This window comes from Blastococcus saxobsidens, assembly GCF_002938435.1.
Taxonomy (GTDB): Bacteria; Actinomycetota; Actinomycetes; order Mycobacteriales; family Geodermatophilaceae; genus Blastococcus; species Blastococcus saxobsidens.
In genome coordinates, this window is sequence record NZ_POQT01000082.1 from 1 (window position 1) to 1,390 (window position 1,390).

General features: G+C 81.0%; 1 protein-coding gene. It reads left to right on the plus strand.

The genetic code is table 11. From position 1 onward, the window contains the following. Positions 1-1,390 (plus strand): ATP-binding cassette domain-containing protein (locus C5507_RS21995; protein WP_158657689.1); only part of this gene is annotated, 1,390 nt, incomplete at both ends.

The window sequence follows — 1,390 nt, forward strand, 5'->3', positions numbered from 1 at the left end:
CCGCGCCGACGCCGCCCGCTCCCCCGGTCGCCACCGGGGACGACCCGCGGGGCGCCGACGTCGCCGTCGCCGGGCTCGCCGTCAGCTACCCGGGCCGGGCGGCCGCCGCGCTCCCGCCCACGGACCTCGTGCTGCGCCCCGGCGAGCTGATCGCCCTGACCGGGCCCAGCGGGTCGGGCAAGTCCACGCTGCTGGCCGCGCTCGCCGGTCTCGTCGGGCCCGGGGCACGGGTGACGGGCTCGGTCACGGGCGTGCCGGCCGGCGCCGTCGCCGTGGTGCCGCAGTTCCCGCGCGCGACCGGGGCGACGGTCGCCGACGAGCTGCGCCGGCACGCGGACCCCGAGCCGGGGCTGGACGAGATCGCCGCCGAGGCCTTCGTCATCGACGCGCTGGACCGGGTGGGTGCCGCGGACCTCGCCGGCCGGGCGCCGGAGTCGCTGTCGCCCGGCGAGCTGCAGCGGGTGGCGCTGGCCCGCGCCCTGGTGCGGCTTCGCCGCGGGGCCCGGCTGCTGCTGCTCGACGAGCCCACCTCCCATCTCGACGACGCCGCCCGCGACCGCGTGGCCGCGCTGCTGGCCGCGCTGCGCGGCACCGTCACCGTCGTGCTGGTCACCCACGACCCGGTCCTGGCCGCGCTCGCCGACCGCACCGTCGACCTCCCCGCCGGGACGCCCACCCCCTCCCCCGCGGTTCGTGCACTTTCCGCCCCGGCGGAAAGTGCACGAACCGCCGCGGTCGGTGCGCCGGGTGCCGGCGAGGCGGCGCCGGCGCCGGCCCCGACCGCGGGTGCGCTGCGCCGGGCGGTGCTGGCCGGCACGCTCTCCTCCGGCGCGGGCGTGGCCCTGACCGCCGTCTCCGGCTGGTTGATCGTGCGGGCCGCGGAGATGCCGCCGGTGCTCACGCTGCTGGTGGCGATCGTCGGCGTGCGCTTCTTCGGGCTCGGCCGGGCGGTGCTGCGCTGGCTGGAGCGCCTGGCCGCCCACGACGCCGCGCTGCGCCAGGCCGCGGCCCTGCGGGTGCGGGTGTGGCGGGCGCTGGCCGCCCAGGGCCTGGCCGCGGACCGCACGCCCGGGTCGGCGCTGGCCCGCGTCGTCGGCGACGTCGGCGTCGTCCAGGACCTCACCGTCCGGGTGCGCCCGCCGCTGGCCGTGGCCGTCGTCGTCCCCTCGCTCACCGTGCTGGCGCTGGCGCTGGTGCACCCCCTGGCCGCCGCCACCGTCGCCGCGGTGCTGGCCACCACGGTGGCGCTGGTCGTCGGGGTCCACCGCCGGGTCGACGCCGGCGCCGCCCGCGCGGGCAGCACGCTGCGCGTCGCCGCCCTGCGCCGGACCGCCACGGTGCTCGACGGGCTGCCCGACCTGCGGGCCCACGGCCTGGCCCACCGCGCCGC